This is a genomic window from Streptomyces megasporus, from assembly GCF_000718985.1.
Lineage (GTDB): Bacteria > Actinomycetota > Actinomycetes > Streptomycetales > Streptomycetaceae > Streptomyces > Streptomyces megasporus.
In genome coordinates, this window is sequence record NZ_JODL01000016.1 from 13,077 (window position 1) to 28,537 (window position 15,461).

The window sequence follows — 15,461 nt, forward strand, 5'->3', positions numbered from 1 at the left end:
TCCCAAAGGCGGACAACAAATCCGGACAACACGAACAACCCGACACGCCGCGCGAGCCGGGGGGTTCCAGCCTACGACGGTCACTCCCCTGCCGCCGCCGCACCACAACACGCCGGCGGCCCGGCCCCGGCGGACACACACACCACCCACCGGAACCGGGCCGCCACCGGGCCGCTGCCAGGCCGCCACCCGGCCGCCCGACACCCCGCCGCTACTCCGTCGCGATCGCGTTCAACACGTTCATCCGACCCGCGCGGAACGCCGGCACCAGAGCCGCCACCAGTCCCACCACCGCGGCTCCCACGAACACCACCGCGATCGTCGGCCACGGAACCTCCAGGACCTTCAGCCCCTCCAGAGCCAGCAGCCGCTGCGCCGCCACCCCCCAGCCCAGCCCCAGACCCAGGCCCAGCACCGCGCCGAACAGGGCGATCACCACCGACTCCAACCGGATCATCCGCCGCAACTGCCGCCGCGACAGACCGATCGCCCGCATCAGACCGATCTCGCGCGTCCGCTCCACCACCGACAGCGCCAACGTGTTCACCACACCCAGGACCGCCACCACGATCGCCAGCGCCAGCAGTCCGTAGACCATGTTGAGCAACTGCCCCACCTGGTCCTCCAGCAGCTCCTTGTAATCCGCCTGGTTACGGACCGTGTACTGCGGGAACGGCTCCAGCTCCGCCTTCAGCGCCGCGTACGCCGCGTCCTCCCGGCCCTCCTCCGCCTTCGCGAACATGATCATGTTCAACGGCATCCGGTCCTCGTCCACATACCGCTCGGCCGTCTCGGTGCTCAGGTACATCGCACCCTGATCGACACTGGTGTCCGCCGCCGTGATCGCCCGAACCGTCAGCTCCGCCCGATCACCACGCGCGAAATCCACCCCGATCCGGTCCCCCACCTCGACACCGTGCTTCTCCGCGAAGTCCTCCGGCACCGACATCGCATCCCGCTCGTACGCGTCCGCCAACTCACCGGAGACCGTCTCCACCCGCAGGTCCTCCGCGTACGTCGGAGAAGCGGCCGTCACCGAGTCCCGCACCGAACCACCACCCGGAAGCGACAACCGCGCCTCCAGCACCCGGTACTCCGTGACGTGCTCGATGTCGTCCACCGACCCCAGCCGCCCCGCCACCTCCGGCACGATCGGCTGGTACGTGTCCGACTGCACGATGAAGTCCGCGCCCACCGTCCGGTCCAGCTCGTCACCCGCCGACGCCACCAGCGACGCACCCACCACCGACAGCGACGCCACCAACGCCAATCCGATCATCAACGCCGCACCCGTCGCCCCCGTACGGCGCGGATTGCGCAGCGCGTTCCGCTCCGCCATCCGCCCCACCGGGCCGAACACCCGCAGCAGCGCCGCACCCAGCACCCGCACCAGGACACCCGCCAACAACGGACCCACCAGCACGAAGCCCACCAGCGTCAGCACCACGCCCAGGCCCAGGAACGCCGCACCCTGCGACGCCTCCGCCGAACCGGCCGCCACCACCAGCGCACCCACGCCGACCGGCGTCAGCACCAGCCCCACACCCGAACGGACCCGGCCCACCCGGCTCCCCGCCGCCGGCAGACCGTCGTCCCGCAACGCCGCCATCGGCGAGATCCGCCCCGCACGCCGCGCCGGAAGGTACGCCGCCAGCACCGTCACCACGACACCCAGCACCACACCCACCACCGGCGTGGTCCACTTCACCGTCAGATCGTCCGTGCTCAGGTTCATGCCGGCCAGGCCCATCAGCTCCATCAGCCCGACGGCCAGACCCACACCGGCCCCCACACCCAACACCGACCCCAGCACGCCCAACAGCAATGCCTCGACCAGCACCGACCGGTTCACCTGCCGGCGACTCGAACCGATCGCCCGCATCAGACCGATCTCACGGGTCCGCTGCGCCACCAGCATCGAGAACGTGTTGACGATCAGGAACACACCCACCAGCAGCGCGATGCCCGCGAACCCCAACAGCGCGTACTTGATCACGTCCAGGAACGCCCCCAGCTCGTCCTGGCTCTCCGCCGCGTACTCCTCCCGCGTCCGGACCTTGTACTCGCCCGCGCCCAACGCCGCGACGACGCTCCGCTTCAGCTCCTCGTCACCGACACCCTCGGCCGCCGTCACATACACCGACGTGTACGCGTCCTCCTCGCCCAGCAGCCTCGTCTGCACCGTCTCGGTGTCGAAATAGACCACCGTCGCGCCGGGATTCGTCGACCGGAACGCCGCCACACCCACGATCTCGGCCCGGAACTCGCCCGTCACCGCGATCGTCCGCAGCTCGTCCCCCAACTCCAGACCGTGCTTCTTCGCCGTGTCCGCGTCGACCATCACCTCGCCCTCGCCGCGCGGCAGCCGGCCCGAGGCGATGTCCATCGACCACTCGTCGACATCGCTCCAGTTGCTCGCGATCGTCGGAGCGCCGGTGGTGGCCCCCATGTTCTCGTTGTCCGCGTTCACCACCGTCACGCCCATGCTGAGCGCGCCGCCGGAGACCGAGGCCACCCCCTCGACACCCTCCAGCTCGTCCAACAGCGACGCCGGCACCGTCGCGGGCTTCCCCGTGTCCGGCGTCTCGTCGCTCTCCGCGTCCTTGGAGGAGACCGTCACGTCCGCCGCCGTCTCCGTGAACAGCCGGTCGAACGTCGCGTTCATCGTGTCCGTGAACACCAGGGTTCCACAGACGAAGGCCACCGACAGCACCACCGCGACGCCGCTCAGCAGCATCCGCCCCTTGTGGGCGACGAAGTTCCGCAGCGAAGTCCTCAGAACGGTCACGACACCCGCCCGAACGTGTCGAACGCCTTCATCCGGTCCAGCACGGCCTCCGCCGTCGGCTCCCGCATCTCGTCCACGATCCGCCCGTCCGCCAGGTACAGCACCCGGTCCGCGTACGCCGCGGCCACCGGATCGTGCGTCACCATCACGATCGTTTGACCCAGGTCGTCCACCGAACGCCGCAGGAAGCCCAGCACCTCCGCCCCCGCCCGCGAGTCCAGATTGCCCGTCGGCTCGTCACCGAAGATGATCTCCGGCCGCGCCGCCAGCGCGCGCGCCACCGCCACACGCTGCTGCTGACCGCCCGAGAGCTGGTTCGGCCGGTGCTTGAGCCGCCCCGACAAGCCGACGGTCTCCACCACCTTCTCGAGCCACTCCCGATCGACCTTCCGGCCCGCGATGTCCATCGGCAGCGTGATGTTCTCCAACGCGCTCAGCGTCGGCAGCAGGTTGAACGCCTGGAAGATGAACCCGATGCTGTCGCGCCGCAGCCGGGTGAGCTTCTTCTCCTTCAACCCGGTGATCTCGGTCTCCCCCACCCAGATCTGCCCGGACGTCACCGAGTCCAGCCCCGCCAGGCAGTGCATCAACGTGGACTTGCCCGAGCCCGACGGCCCCATGATCGCGGTGAACGCCCCCCGCTCGACGTCCACGTCCACCCGGTCCAGCGCGACGACCCTCGTCTCCCCGGAGCCATACGCCTTGACGACCTGCCGCGCCTTCGCGGCCACGGCCGTACGCCCTCCACTGCCCCCGGTCCTGGGGTCCGCTACAGCCGTTGTCACGGTATGTCTCCTATATAGGTCGATGAGAGGTGCGAGAAGTCTTCGAACACTCGTCGTGGTTCCGGGTACGCGCAGAGCCTGTCGCACGCGGGACGATCGCCGCGATGGTGCACGGCTCCGTATCCGTGCTGGGGCCGGCCCCACCCCACCGGTGCGGCGAACCCTTCTCAAGCCTAGGAAGCGGGCGGCCCACCCCTCGTCCTGCCACAGGACGACACCCGGGTAGGAGGAACCGCGTACCGCCCCCTAGGGGAATCGGCCTCCGAGTCGCCCCCCACCCCTACATCGACCCCAAGCCGGAGTGGCACCGGTTCGGCCGTGGACACGACAAAGGGCCCCGACCTCGAAAAGGTCGGGGCCCTCGCACGCGAGCTTCAAGCTCCCCCGCCAGGACTCGAACCTGGACAAATGGCACCAAAAACCATCGTGCTGCCAATTACACCACAGGGGATGGCGCATCATGCCGAACCGGACATTCACTCAGGCTGCCGGTCGGCTCCCACTACTATGCCGTACCACCAGCCTTCGACGCGACGGTATAGGTCGGCACTACGCCGGACGCGGACGGAAAGGCACTCCCGACACTCCTCCCCCGCGTTCTTGCGGGACGTCTTGGGGTTGCGCCTCTTCAGCGTCGCCTTCTCGGGCAACGACACCTCCGCCCCGACCAAGTCCACCCAGTGGAGCCCCACCCCCACCAGGAACAGCTCCCGATCGGTCAGGCGACCGATCTCGCGGGCCGCCGCCGGCTTCGTCTGCCGGCGGCGGACGACCCGCTCGCGCGGCGGAGCTCGCGGGCGCGTTCCCTCGGTTCCGTCTTGATTCGGACCATGGAGCCGGCCCGGTCACCCGAAGGCACCGACGAGTCGAATATCAGGGCGATTCAACAGTTCGAGTGAAATGTCGCTGTTCTCCCTCTGGACACAGTGGTTTTGGGGGTTGATGCCCCTTCCAAAACCGATGGCGGGCGGTCGTAGGCTGGGCGGTATGACCGAGACGGGGGAAAGCGTCGACGCCCGGGACCAGGGCCGCGCACCTCGGGGGCCGCTGTGGTGGAGGCGGCGTCGGAGTGTCGTACTGGACGTGCTGCTCGCACTGGCGTCCGGTGCGGAGTGTGGTGCCCAGGGGGTTCCGTTCGCGCGTGAGGCCGGGATTCCGGTGGGGTTGGCGGTCGGCCTGGGGGTGCTGGCCGGGTTGTCGCTGGTGCTGCGGCGGCGGTGGCCGATCGCGGTGGTGCTGGTGTCGATCGCGGTGACGCCGGCCGAGATGGGTCTCGTGCTGGGGACGGTGTCCCTGTACACGCTGGCGGCGTCGGAGGTGCCGCGGCGGATCATCGCGCTGCTCACCGGCATGCAGGCGCTGGGAACGCTGATCATGACCCTCGTGCCGATGCGGCGGGAGTTGGGGCCGGACGCCTACGACTACGAGCCGCTGCGGTGGTTCGTTCCGGTGGTCTCGCTGGTACTGGTGGTGGGGGTGACGGCGCCGCCGGTGCTGTTGGGCCTGTACGTGGGCGCCCGGCGGCGGCTGGTGGAGAGTCTGCGGGAGCGGGCGGACGGGCTGGAACGTGAGCTGTCGCTGTTGGCCGACCGCGCGGAGGAACGTGCGGAGTGGGCCCGCAACGAGGAGCGGACGCGGATCGCGCGGGAGATGCACGACGTGGTGGCGCATCGGGTGAGTCTGATGGTGGTGCACGCGGCGGCGTTGCAGGCGGTGGCGTTGAAGGACCCGGAGAAGGCGTCGAGGAACGCGGCGTTGATCGGGGACATGGGTCGGCAGGCGCTGACGGAACTGCGGACGATGCTGGGTGTGTTGCGGGCGCACGAGTCGAAGCCCGCGGCGGTCGGGGGCGCGGTCGGGGCGGAGCGGCCGTTGGCGAAGGTGGCGGAGGCCGCCGAGGCGGCGGCCGCGGCGGGGCGCGGGTCGGCTCGGACGGACGGGGGTGGTTCCGGTGGGGGCGCGGTGGGGCACGAGGAGCCCGGTCCGTGTCTGGCGGACCTCGATGCGCTGGTGGGGCAGTCGCGTGCGGTGGGGGTGACGGTGGAGTTCTCGGTGGAGGGGGAGGTGCGTTCGTACGCGGGTCGGGTGGAGCGGACGGCGTACCGGGTGGTCCAGGAGGCGTTGACGAACGTGCACAAGCACGCGGGGGGCGCGCGGACGCGGGTGCGGTTGGCGCACCGTGAGGGGGAGGTCGCGGTGTTGGTGGAGAACGACGCGCCGGCGGCGGGTGTGCGGGACGCGGGGTTGCCCAGTGGTGGCAACGGTCTGGTGGGGATGCGCGAGCGGGTGACGGCGTTGGGCGGGGGTTTCGTGTCGGGGCCGACGGAGGGTGGGGGCTTCCGGGTGTCGGCGGTGATTCCGGACCGGGGTTGAGGGGCCGGATCGCGGGGCCGGGGGTTCGGGTCGGGGGCGCGGGCGTGCGCCCGGGGTGGGTCAGCCCGGTTCGCGGCTGAGGCGTCGGGGGGTGCGGCCGGTGACGAGGGTGGCGAGCGCGTCGTCGACGGTTGCGCCGAGGTACCAGTCGCCGGTGTGGTCGATGCTGTAGACGCGGCCGTGGGCGTCGATGGCGAGGAGGGCGTTGCCGTTGTCCTCTTCGCCGAGGGGTGCGACGGGGGTGTCGAGGGCGCGGCCGAGGTCGGTGAGGGTGCGGGGCCAGTGGAGTCCGCGGAGAGGGTCGATGTGGATTCCGGTGGGCGCGATGTGGCGGCCGGGTTCGGCGCTGGTGATGTGGAGGTTGCCGAATTCGGCCCAGGCTTCGACGGCGGCGGGGAAGATCGCGTGACGGTGTCCGGCCGGCGAGCGGTGGTCGCGGAGGGTGTCGGCCCAGATTTCGGCTTGTTCGATGTCGCGGCGTCCGGGGTGCCAGCCGGCGGCGCGGAGGGCCGCGTCGACGGGGACGGGGAAGCGGGTGGTGCCGGTCCGGGCGGCGTGGGGGGTGATCACCGTTCTCCTGTGGGGTCGACTGCGCGGACGCCGAAGTGGGCGAGGAGGGCGGTGCAGGAGCGGCAGGGGGGTGCGTAGCTGCCGTGTCGGGGATCGCCGTCCTCGCGGATGCGTCGGGCGGTGATTTTGGCTCCTTTGAGGGCGCGGCGCGCTTCGGAGGTGGTGAGGGGTTTGCGGGAGGCGCGTTTGCCGCGGGCCGCCTCGGCGGAGGTGAGGTAGCGGGAGACGAGGACGGCTTCGGGGCAGCGTCCGGTGTGGCGTTCGCGTCGGTCGGTGGTGAGGGTGTCGAGGTAGTCCTGGACGAGGGGGTGGAGGGCGGGGGGTCGGTCGGCCTTGCTCGCGGTGCAGGTGAGGGTCTGGCCGCGGACGGAGAGGGCGGCGGCGACGGTGGGCATGATGCCGTCGCGGCGGTGGCGCAGGGTGGGGGCGGTGTCGTCGGGGGCGCCCCAGCCGATGCGGGGGTCTCCGGGCAGGCCGGGTGTGTGGTGTCGTGTGGCGTGCATCTCGTGTGTCCTCCCGCGCATCCCCCCGATGGCGTCGGTTCAGAGTGCCAAATGGGTGGGACGTTGGGGAAACCGGGTCGGTTCCGGCGCGTGTCCCGGTGTGGGGTCGGGTGGTCGGGGCGGGGCGGGACCGGTGGTGGGTGTTGCGCTTAGGCTGTGTCGGTCAGCGCCCATCAGCGCCCGTGTAGCCGTTTTCAGCAGAGGGGCACCGCCATGACGACAGGTAGGCCTGGGCTGGGGGTCTCTCCCGGTTCCCGGTTTGGGGGAGAGTCCGCGCCGCCGAACACGGCCTATGCCGGACAGGTCGTGCACTTTCCGGATCCGGTACGGGCCGCGCGTTATCCGGCGGGTGTGCGGGTGGACGAGAGGGGCTTTCCGGATTTCTCGCCGTACGCTCGGGCCGCCGCGGAGGTCGCGGAGCCGCCGGAGGGTTTCGGTGCGGACGAGTTGCGGTTGACGGACTACGTGTCGGCGAACGCGGCGCTGCACGCCGAGGGTCACGAGTTGTGGGCGGATCTGTCGCCGGTGGCGACGCCTCATGGTTGGACGTGGCATCACGTGCCGTACAGCCGTCGGTTGGAGTTGGTGCCGGCCGAGGTGAAGGCGTTGCTGCGGCACCACGGCGGGTTGGCGACGGCCGCGGTGGATCACGGCAAGCGGGGGACGCGGCCGTTGCAGGAGACGCGTCCGGCGCACTTCGAGGTGCCGCACCGGGTGGCGGTGTCCGAGGAGCAGGTGCTGGATGTGGAGGAGACGCTGGGGTACCGGTTGCCGGAGGCGTACCGGACGTTCCTGAAGGCGGCCGGCGGGTGCGCGCCGGTGGGTGTGGCGCTCGACGCCGAGCTGGGGTTGTTGCTGGACCAGCCGTTCTTCACGGTGCGTGAGGAGGCGGCGGTCAACGACCTGGTGTACGTGAACAAGTGTCTGCGGGACCACCTGACGAAGGACTACCTGGGTGTGGGGTTCGTGCAGGGTGGGATCGTCGCGGTGAAGGTGCGCGGCGAGGGCGTCGGGTCGGTGTGGTTCTGCGCCTATGACGACGCGCGGGACCGGGACGGGCTGACGGTGCGGGAGCGGGTGGACGAGTTGCTGCTGCCGTGTGGTGCGGACTTCGACGAGTTCCTGTTGCGGTTGGCGGGCAGTCCGCCGGAGCTGGAGACCGTGGCCAACCTGATGGTGGACGGCGGGTTCGCGCGTGCCGTCCCGGTGGAGGGGTGAGGCGCGATGGTGACGTTCGCGCAGGCGCAGGAGCGTGCGGAGCGCTGGATCAACGGCGGTGTTCCGGCGCACCGGCGCCGTGAGGTGCGGGTGCGGGAGTTCGATCTGGGTTTCGTGGCGTGGGCCGAGGCTCCCTCCGGGGCCGGGTCCGACGGCTCGGATGGTCTCTCCGGTCCGGACGGTCCGTCGCCGGCGGGTGTCCGGCAGCGGTTGGTGATCGCGCGGGACAGTGGTGACACGACGCTGTGGCCGGGGTTGCCGGTGGGTGAGGTGATCCGGCGGTACCAGGAGGAGTACGGTGCGCCGGCCGTCGAGCCGGCGCCGGCGGCTCCGCCGAAGCGGGTGGATCTGGAGGCCACGTCGTTCCTGTTGACGCCGCCGGAGTGGTTGCAGGAGGCGGCGGATCGGATGGGCATTCCGGACCGTCGTGGCTCCGGTGGCGGGTCGGCCGGTTCGGAGGGGTCGGTGGGCGGTCCGGTGCCGTCCTCGGCGACGCCTCCGCCGGCCCCGTCTTCCGCGTCCTCGTCGGCGTCCACGGGGACGTCTTCGGGTGCGTCGCCGTGGGACGCGACGGACACCAGCGGCAGTGGGGACGGTGTGTCGGTGTCGCCGCCCATGACGGTGTTCGCCCCGCCGATCAGCGGCAGTGACGACGAGGACGGTCAGGCGCCTCCGCCGCCGCGGGCGAGTGCGGAGGCGAGGACGGAGCTGTTGTCGGAGGGCGGTGCGCTGCCGGAGACGACGGTGGCTCCGGCGGTCGACGGTCCCAAGGGGCCGTCGGCGGGTCCGGGTACGCCGGCGGAGGGGACGCCTCACGCGGTGACGCCGCCGGCCGGTCCCGATGTTCCGCCGCCGCCCGGTCCCCCCGGCCCGCCCGGCGCTCCGGGTGTCCCGGGGGCCGTGTCGTCGGGCGGCGGGTCGGGTGCGTACGCGCCGACGCAGGTGGTGTCGGCGGACGACGTGGCCTCCCAGGGCGCCGGGGTGCCGGGGCCTCCGGGCCCGCCGGGTGCTCCCGGTGGCGGTGCCGGTGGTTCGTCCGGTGGTGGGGTGCACCACGCGGCGACGATGCTGGCCGATCCGTCGGCGATCGGCCCGGCCGGTCCCGGTGCTCCGCCGCCCCCCGGCCCGCCCGGCGCTCCGGGTGCCCCGGCGGGCGGGGCGCACCACGCGGCGACGATGGTGGCGGGGCCCGGTGGTCCGGGCGCGCCGCAGCCGCCCGGCGCTCCGCCGCCCCCCGGCCCACCCGGTGTTCCGCCCGCCGCTGCCGCGGGTGCTCCGGGGGCTCCCGGGTACGGGTATCCGCAGCAGCCCGGTGGGCTGCCGACGGTGGGGCCGGGGTACATGGCGGTGCTGCGCTACCGCGCGCCGGACGGGTCCGAGCAGCAGGTGATCCGGCGTTCGGCGCCGGGCCTGCCGCATCCGGAGTGGCAGATCCTGCACGAGCTGCGGTCGATGAACGTTCCGCCGCAGCAGGTGCTGGAGCTGCACACGGAATTGGAGTGCTGTGACGTGCCCGGGGGTTACTGCGCCCGGATGGTGCGGGAGTCGTGGCCGCAGGTGCGGATCAGCCACACCGCGCCGTACGGGCGTGACGTGACGTCGCGCCGGCAGGGTGTGCGTCATCTGATCGAGCACCAGGGCGAGTTGCACCAGGTGGCGGACGGTCCGGCGCGTCCGGCTCCGGTGCGGGTGCCGCTGCCGCCGCCGCACCTGATCCAGCCGGCGCCGCCGGTGCCGCCCCAGGGGTTGGCGCACGAGTTGGCGGAGGCGTTCGGTCCGCAGGCGATCTTCCGGTTCGACCAGCGGGCGGTCTCCCGGCAGGGTGTGCCCGAGGTGGTCGGGCAGACGCTGGTGTGGGCGGGGCTGCCGGTGGAGTTCGGTCCGTTCTTCTGGGCGCAGGCCCAACCGGGGCGTCCGGTGCCGACGTTGGCGGAGCTGGCGCAGGAGCGTGGGGTCCGGCCGGGGTCGGACGCGGCGTCGTACCTGGTGATGGGGAACGACTACGGCCGTCAGTTGTGCGTGCAGTACGGCACGGCGCACATCGTGGCGGTGCCGTTGGAGGGTGATCCGAGCGGGCGGCCGGCGGTGCCGCAGTTCGTGAACAGCGGTCTGCCGGAGTTCGTGCGGTGCCTGGCCCTGTTGGGCCGGATGTGGCGGCTGCGGTACGGGCTGACGCCGGAACAGGCGGGCCGTTGGACGGTGGACTTCCAGGGGATGCTGGCCTGTCTGGACCCGGCGGCGCTGGCCGACCCGGAGAACTGGTGGGCGGTGCTGCTCGAGCAGATGTGGGACGGCCTGCTGTAGTCCGCGTCCCTCGTCCTCGTCGCGCTTCCTTCCGCGCCGCGTCCGGTGCCCGTGTGGTGGGTGCCGGACGCGGCGGCGTTTTCGGATGTTTCCGGCCGGTTCCGGCTGGCTTCGGCCAGTGTGGCCGTCGAGGCGCTCGCGGGTCCTGCCCTTCGTTCGGTCGGGCCGCTCGGGGTCGAGTGGGACCGGATGAGGGGGCGGTGGGCCGGGAAGGGTGTGTTCGGGGGGCGCGTTGGCGTTCGGCGTGCTTCCGCGCGCGTTCGCGTGGTTTGTGTCGATTGCGGACTGCCGCACCTCATGGCGCATGCTGGGTGGGATGTCCGCCGGATCGCGTGGAGGTAGGGGTTCGCCATGTCAGTGTCCAGGTCGCCTCATGGCTTCGCCGTCGTACGGGGCCGTGGCTACCGGCCCGACCAGGTCGATCGCTTCGCCGGCAGGCTGTACGAGGATCTCGACGACGCGCGGGAGCGGTTGGCGCGGTTGGGTGTGCTCGCCGGCGAGTTGGAGGGCGAGGCGGATCGGCTGCGGTCCGCGGTGGCCACGTTGCCTCCCCAGACGTACGAGGCGCTGGGTGAGCGTGCCGCGCTGATCCTGGCGGAGGTGGAGGCCGAGGCGCGGGAGGTTCGGACGGCGGCCGAGGCCGAGGCGCGGCGGGTGCGGGAGGCGGCCGAGGAGGCGGGCCGTGCACTGCGGGAGGCGGCGCACGGTGAGGCGGCGCGGACGCGGGCCGAGGGCGAGGCGGTCGCGGAGGGGGTGCTGACCGAGGCGCGGGAGCGCGCGGATGAGGTGCGCGGGGCCGCGCTGGCCGAGGCGCGGGAGGTGCGCGGCGCGGCGGAGCGGGAGCTGCGGGAGACGGCCGAGCGGTGTGAGGCGTTGCTGCTGGCCCAGGAGAGGAAGCACGCGGAGGAGAGCGAGGAGCTCGACCGGGTGTTGGCGGCGCGGGAGGAGGCGGTGTCGACGCGGGTGGCGGAGCTGGCGGAGCGGGGCGAGTCGCTGCTGGAGCGGGCCCGGCGGGATCACGTCCGGGCCGAGGAGGACGCACGGCGGTTCCAGGAGGACGCCGAGGCTCGGGCGGCCGAGTTGCTGGCGCAGGCGCGGCTGCGTCAGGACCGCGTCGAGCGCGAGACGGAGCGGGTGGTGCGCGCGCACGAGCAGCGGCGGGAGGCGGTGCGTCAGCACATGGCGCACGTGCGCGCCAGTCTGGCGGCGCTCACCGGGCGGGGGTCGGAGGAGGGCGCCGAGGGTGCCGCGGTGCTGGGAGGCGGTGACGCCGAGGCCCGGGAGACGGCCCGGGGGACGGCCCGGGACGCGGTTCCGGGGCCGGATCGGGGAACGGGGAGCGGGACGGTGCCGGGACAGGGGTCACCGGCGGAATGAACGTGACACCGGTATCCTGCGGGGGACACCACTCTTTCCCGCGCGGTTCCGCCGCGGTCGTCTTCTTCGTGAACCGGCGGTGTCCGCCAGGGGTGCGGGGGTGGCCTCCGGGCGGGTCCGTGTCCGTCCGGGGTGCGTCCCCGCGGGTGTCCCGTTGATCCGTCCCGAAGCCGAAGGGCACACCCGTGAGCGCCATCCGCCCGGCAGCCGTCGTCGTTCTCGCAGCGGGTGAGGGCACCCGCATGAAGTCCACGAGGCCCAAGGTCCTGCACGACATCTGCGGGCGGTCGCTCGTCGGCCATGTGGTCGCGGCCTCCCGCGAGCTGGAGCCCGAGCACCTGGTGGTGGTCGTGGGGCACGGGCGCGAGCAGGTCACCGAGCATCTGGCCGGGCTGGACGCCGGGGTGCGCACGGCGGTGCAGCACGAGCGGCGGGGCACGGGGCACGCGGTGCGCACGGCGTTGGAGGCGTTGGCGGCCGAGGGTGTGAAGCCGACGGGGACGGTGGTGGTCACCTGCGGCGACACCCCGCTGCTGACGGGCGGGACGCTGGCCCGGTTGGCCGCGGCCCACGCGGGTGAGGGCAACGCGGTGACGGTGCTCTCGGCCCGGGTGCCGGACGCCGGCGGGTACGGGCGGATCGTGCGGGGCGAGGACGGCTCGGTCACGGCGATCGTGGAGCACAAGGACGCCACCGAGGAGCAGCGGGCGATCCGCGAGATCAACTCGGGCGTGTTCGCGTTCGACGGGCGGTTGCTGGTCGAGGCCCTGGGCCGGTTGAGCACCGACAACAGTCAGGGCGAGGAGTACCTGACCGACGTGCTGGGGATCCTCCGCGCGGACGGGCACCGGGTCGGGGCGTGCGTGGCGGAGGACCACCGGGAGATCGTCGGGATCAACAACCGGGTGCAGCTCGCCGAGGCCCGCAGGCTGCTGAACGACCGGCTGCTGGAGCGGGCGATGCTCGACGGCGTGACGGTGGTGGACCCGGCGTCGACGTGGCTGGACACGACGGTGACGTACGAGCCGGACGCCGTGGTGCATCCGGGGACGCAGTTGCTGGGGTCGACGCACCTGGGCGCGGGCTGCGAGGTCGGGCCGAACTGCCGGTTGACGGACACCCGGGTGGGCGAGGGCGCGGTGGTGAGCAACGCGGTCACCGACTCGGCGGAGATCGGTCCGGGCGCCTCGGTGGGCCCGTACGCGTACCTGCGGCCGGGGACGAGGCTGGGGCCGAAGTCGAAGGCCGGCACGTACGTGGAGATGAAGAACGCCGACATCGGCGAGGGCACGAAGGTGCCGCACCTGTCGTACGTGGGGGACGCGACGATCGGCGAGCACACCAACATCGGCGCGGCCAGCGTGTTCGTGAACTACGACGGGGTGAACAAGCACCACACCACGATCGGCTCCCACTGCCGGACGGGGTCGGACAACATGTTTGTGGCTCCCGTCACGGTCGGGGACGGCGCCTACACCGCCGCCGGGTCGGTGATCACCAAGGACGTGCCGCCCGGTTCGCTGGCCGTGGCGCGCGGCCAGCAGCGCAACATCCCAGGTTGGGTGGCTCGTAAGCGTCCCGGGAGCGCCGCCGCGCAGGCGGCGCGGGCCGCCGAGGAGCGCGAGGGCGACGCCCCGGTTACCGGGGGGTGACCGGAGGAGTGTGCTCCGGGCAGGGCGTACCGTGAGAAGCGCACGCCCTGGTGCACCCTCGACGAATCGATGCTGGCAAGGAGATTGTTGTTGTGACCGGGATCAAGACGACCGGCCAGAAGAAAATGATGTTCTTCTCCGGCCGCGCCCACCCCAAGCTGGCGGAGGAGGTCGCGGGGCATCTCGGTGTCAGCGTGGTCCCGACCAAGGCGTTCGACTTCGCCAACGGTGAGATCTACGTCCGCTTCCAGGAGTCGGCCCGCGGTGCGGACTGCTTCCTGATGCAGAGCCACACCGCTCCGATCAACAAGTGGATCATGGAGCAGTTGATCATGGTGGACGCGCTCAAGCGGGCCTCGGCCCGGAGCATCACCGTGATCGTTCCGTTCTACGGCTATGCCCGCCAGGACAAGAAGCACCGCGGTCGCGAGCCCATCTCGGCGCGGCTGATCGCCGACCTGCTGCGCACCGCCGGCGCGGACCGGATCCTGACGGTGGATCTCCACACCGACCAGATCCAGGGCTTCTTCGACGGCCCGGTCGACCACCTGTTCGCGCTGCCGGTGCTGGCGGACTACGTGGGCGGCAAGGTGGACCGGAGCAAGCTGACGGTGGTCTCGCCGGACGCGGGCCGGGTGCGGGTCGCCGACCGCTGGTGCGACCGACTGGGCGCGCCGCTGGCGATCGTGCACAAGCGCCGTGACCCGGACGTGGCGAACCAGGTGACCGTCCACGAGGTGGTCGGCGACGTCCGCGGTCGGGTGTGCGTGATGGTGGACGACATGGTCGACACCGGCGGCACGATCTGCGCGGCGGCGGACGCGCTGTTCGCCAACGGCGCCGAGGACGTCATCGTGGCGGCCACCCACGGGGTGCTGTCCGGTCCGGCGACGGACCGGCTGAAGAACTCCGCGGTGAGCGAGTTCATCTTCACCAACACCCTGCCGACGCCCAGCGAGGTGGACGTCGACAAGATCACGGTGCTGTCGATGGCTCCCACGATCGCCCGCGCGGTGCGCGAGGTGTTCGAGGACGGCTCGGTCACCAGCCTCTTCGACGAGCAGGCGTGACGCTTCGCCGGGGCGCCGTGCCGGGTCTGCCCGGTACGGCGCCCCGGGTGCGTTCCGACCCGGTGTGTCCGGGGCGGTAGACTCGTGGAGTTGCTCGGCGAGGGAGCCGTGTCCGGTGGTGGCACGGTCTCCGTTATCGACGCGCTCTTCGCAGCAGGTCAGTCGTGGCCGAGTAGCCCTGGCAACCGCCACAGATCCGACTTGAGAGACGAGGAGTGCGTCATGAGCGACGTGAAGATCTCCGCCGAGGTTCGCAAGGAGTTCGGCAAGGGTGCCTCCCGCCGGCTGCGCCGCGCGGAGAAGGTTCCGGGCGTGGTCTACGGCCACGGCGGCGAGCCGGTGCACGTGGCCCTTCCGGGCTACGACCTGATGATGGCCCTGAAGACCCCGAACGTGCTGATCACGCTCGACGTGGACGGCAAGCAGGAGCTGGTCATCCCCAAGGCCGTCCAGCGCGAGGCCATCCGCGGCTTCCTGGTCCACGTGGACCTGCTGGTCGTCAAGCGGGGCGAGAAGGTCGTCGTCGACATCCCGTTCCACACCGAGGGCGAGCTGGCCCCGGGCCAGAACGTCCTGGAGTACATGTACAACGCCCTGCCGGTCGAGGCCGAGGCCACCAGCATCCCGGACTCGATCGCCGTCTCCATCGCGGGTCTGTCCGCGGGCGACTCCGTCCAGGCCAAGGACGTCGTCATGCCCGAGGGTTCCACCCTGGCGCTGGAGGACGACGAGATCATCCTGCAGGTCCTGGCCGGCCAGGCCGAGGTCACCGAGACCGAGGAGGAGGGCGAGGGCGCCGGGGAGTGACCTCGGTCCCTCCG

Annotated in this window: 11 protein-coding genes and 1 tRNA gene; 7 read left to right on the forward strand and 5 right to left on the reverse strand. The window is 71.8% G+C overall.

The genetic code is table 11. The features are described from left to right. Positions 1–211 precede the first annotated feature (211 nt). From IF47_RS0114900 to IF47_RS0114910, 3 genes are all read right to left on the reverse strand, one after another. A complete protein-coding gene (locus IF47_RS0114900) occupies positions 212–2,788 on the reverse strand; it encodes an ABC transporter permease (RefSeq protein ID WP_031509259.1) in 2,577 nt (858 codons plus the stop codon). Beyond that, positions 2,785–3,573 (reverse strand): ABC transporter ATP-binding protein, encoded by a 789-nt coding sequence (locus IF47_RS0114905; RefSeq protein WP_031509260.1) that lies wholly within the window; start codon positions 3,571–3,573, stop codon positions 2,785–2,787. Before IF47_RS0114905 ends, IF47_RS0114900 begins: the two co-directional genes overlap by 4 nt. A gap of 379 nt (positions 3,574–3,952) precedes the next feature. Continuing rightward, a tRNA-Gln gene (locus IF47_RS0114910) sits at positions 3,953–4,024 on the reverse strand. A 536-nt stretch (positions 4,025–4,560) separates the two neighbouring features. Between IF47_RS0114910 and IF47_RS0114920 the strand changes: the two genes are divergently transcribed. Beyond that, positions 4,561–5,946, forward strand: coding sequence for a sensor histidine kinase (locus tag IF47_RS0114920; protein ID WP_031509262.1), 1,386 nt, complete (start codon positions 4,561–4,563; stop codon positions 5,944–5,946). A 60-nt stretch (positions 5,947–6,006) separates the two neighbouring features. Here IF47_RS0114920 and IF47_RS0114925 read toward each other — a convergent pair whose 3' ends face one another. After that, on the reverse strand, positions 6,007–6,516 hold the full coding sequence (locus IF47_RS0114925; protein WP_245641120.1) for an SUKH-3 domain-containing protein: 510 nt from the start codon (positions 6,514–6,516) through the stop codon (positions 6,007–6,009). Next, positions 6,513–7,019, reverse strand: coding sequence for a YwqJ-related putative deaminase (locus tag IF47_RS0114930; protein ID WP_031509264.1), 507 nt, complete (start codon positions 7,017–7,019; stop codon positions 6,513–6,515). The genes IF47_RS0114925 and IF47_RS0114930 overlap by 4 nt, the downstream gene beginning before the upstream one ends. Before the next feature lie 213 nt (positions 7,020–7,232). Here IF47_RS0114930 and IF47_RS0114935 point away from each other — a divergent pair, with 213 nt between their 5' ends. The 6 genes from IF47_RS0114935 to IF47_RS0114960 all read left to right on the forward strand — a co-directional run bounded on the left by IF47_RS0114935 (position 7,233) and on the right by IF47_RS0114960 (position 15,447). Next, a complete protein-coding gene (locus IF47_RS0114935; RefSeq protein ID WP_031509265.1) occupies positions 7,233–8,237 on the forward strand; it encodes an SMI1/KNR4 family protein in 1,005 nt (334 codons plus the stop codon). Between the two features lie 6 nt (positions 8,238–8,243). Then, a complete protein-coding gene (locus IF47_RS0114940) occupies positions 8,244–10,541 on the forward strand; it encodes an SUKH-4 family immunity protein (protein ID WP_031509266.1) in 2,298 nt (765 codons plus the stop codon). A gap of 351 nt (positions 10,542–10,892) precedes the next feature. Beyond that, positions 10,893–11,918, forward strand: a complete 1,026-nt coding sequence (locus IF47_RS0114945; protein WP_078591841.1) for a hypothetical protein — start codon at positions 10,893–10,895, stop codon at positions 11,916–11,918. Positions 11,919–12,103: 185 nt separating this feature from the next. Further along, positions 12,104–13,570, forward strand: a complete 1,467-nt coding sequence (glmU, locus tag IF47_RS0114950; protein ID WP_078591842.1) for a bifunctional UDP-N-acetylglucosamine diphosphorylase/glucosamine-1-phosphate N-acetyltransferase GlmU — start codon at positions 12,104–12,106, stop codon at positions 13,568–13,570. Between the two features lie 92 nt (positions 13,571–13,662). Continuing rightward, positions 13,663–14,640 carry a ribose-phosphate diphosphokinase gene (locus tag IF47_RS0114955; protein ID WP_031509270.1) on the forward strand — a complete coding sequence of 326 codons (978 nt, stop codon included), beginning with the start codon at positions 13,663–13,665 and terminating at the stop codon, positions 14,638–14,640. A gap of 222 nt (positions 14,641–14,862) precedes the next feature. Next, positions 14,863–15,447 carry a 50S ribosomal protein L25/general stress protein Ctc gene (locus IF47_RS0114960; RefSeq protein WP_031509271.1) on the forward strand — a complete coding sequence of 195 codons (585 nt, stop codon included), beginning with the start codon at positions 14,863–14,865 and terminating at the stop codon, positions 15,445–15,447. Positions 15,448–15,461: the final 14 nt, after the last annotated feature.

Excerpts from the sequence above, each read along its gene's own strand:
- IF47_RS0114920 (WP_031509262.1), top strand. The coding sequence starts at position 4,561 with ATGACCGAGACGGGGGAAAGCGTCGACGCCCGGGACCAGGGCCGCGCA.
- IF47_RS0114930 (WP_031509264.1), bottom strand. The coding sequence starts at position 7,019 with ATGCACGCCACACGACACCACACACCCGGCCTGCCCGGAGACCCCCGC.
- IF47_RS0114935 (WP_031509265.1), top strand. The coding sequence starts at position 7,233 with ATGACGACAGGTAGGCCTGGGCTGGGGGTCTCTCCCGGTTCCCGGTTT.
- IF47_RS0114940 (WP_031509266.1), top strand. The coding sequence starts at position 8,244 with ATGGTGACGTTCGCGCAGGCGCAGGAGCGTGCGGAGCGCTGGATCAAC.
- IF47_RS0114945 (WP_078591841.1), top strand. The coding sequence starts at position 10,893 with ATGTCAGTGTCCAGGTCGCCTCATGGCTTCGCCGTCGTACGGGGCCGT.
- IF47_RS0114960 (WP_031509271.1), top strand. The coding sequence starts at position 14,863 with ATGAGCGACGTGAAGATCTCCGCCGAGGTTCGCAAGGAGTTCGGCAAG.